This is a genomic window from Actinomadura sp. GTD37, from assembly GCF_041951365.1.
GTDB lineage: Bacteria > Actinomycetota > Actinomycetes > Streptosporangiales > Streptosporangiaceae > Spirillospora.
Window position 1 is genome coordinate 1 of the sequence record NZ_JBGNUS010000026.1, and the last position, 1156, is coordinate 1156.

1 protein-coding gene is annotated in these 1156 nt (G+C 64.0%); it reads right to left on the bottom strand.

The annotated features are described in order from the left end of the window. The coding region (gene treS / locus ACA511_RS40585; protein WP_375030082.1) for a maltose alpha-D-glucosyltransferase at nt 1-1156 on the bottom strand (1156 nt) is incomplete at both ends.

A 1156-nucleotide genomic window follows, 5' to 3' on the forward strand; every position in this document is an offset into this window, starting at 1 on the left:
TGATCTCGCGGGTGAAGGCGAGGACGGAGGGGTTGGAGGCGGAGAGTTCGACGTAGGAGCCGACGCCGAAGACGGGGTGGCGTTGCCGGATCTCGATCATTTTGCGGGTCCAGTGCAGGAGTGATCCGGGGTTGTTGGCCTGTGCTTCGACGTTGACGGCCTGGTAGCCGTAGATGGGGTCCATGATGATGGGGAGGTAGAGGCGGGCGGGGTCGCAGTGGGAGAAGCCGGCGTTGCGGTCGGGGGTCCATTGCATGGGGGTGCGGACGGCGTCGCGGTCGCCGAGCCAGATGTTGTCGCCCATGCCGATTTCGTCGCCGTAGTAGAGGACGGGTGAGCCGGGGAGGGAGAGGAGGAGGGCGGTGAAGAGTTCGAGTTGGTTGCGGTCGTTGTCGAGGAGGGGTGCGAGGCGGCGGCGGATGCCGATGTTGGCTTTCATGCGGGGGTCTTTGGCGTATTCGGTGTACATGTAGTCGCGTTCTTCGTCGGTGACCATCTCCAGGGTGAGTTCGTCGTGGTTGCGGAGGAAGATTCCCCATTGGCAGGATTCGGGGATTTTGGGGGTTTGGGCCATGATTTCGGAGATGGGGTAGCGTTGTTCGCGGCGGACGGCCATGAAGATGCGGGGCATGACGGGGAAGTGGAAGGCCATGTGGCATTCGTCGCCGCCGGCGGCGGGGTCGCCGAAGTATTCGACGACGTCGGCGGGCCATTGGTTGGCTTCGGCGAGTAGGACGCGGTCGGGGTAGAGGCGGTCGACTTCGGCGCGGACGCGTTTGAGGTAGGTGTGGGTTTCGGGGAGGTTCTCGCAGTTGGTGCCTTCGCGGGCGTAGAGGTAGGGGACGGCGTCGAGGCGGAATCCGTCGATGCCGAGGTCGAGCCAGAAGCGCAGGTTTTCGAGCATGGCGTCTTGGACGTCGGGGTTGTCGTAGTTGAGGTCGGGTTGGTGGGTGAAGAAGCGGTGCCAGTAGTACTGGCCGCGGGTGGGGTCGTAGGTCCAGTTGGAGGATTCGGTGTCGATGAAGATGATGCGGGCGTCGGGGTAGCCGGTGTCGTCGTCGGCCCACATGTAGAAGTCTCCGAAGGGGCCGTCGGGGTCGGTCCGGGATGCCTGGAACCAGGGGTGCTGGTCGGAGGTGTGGTTCATCACCAGATC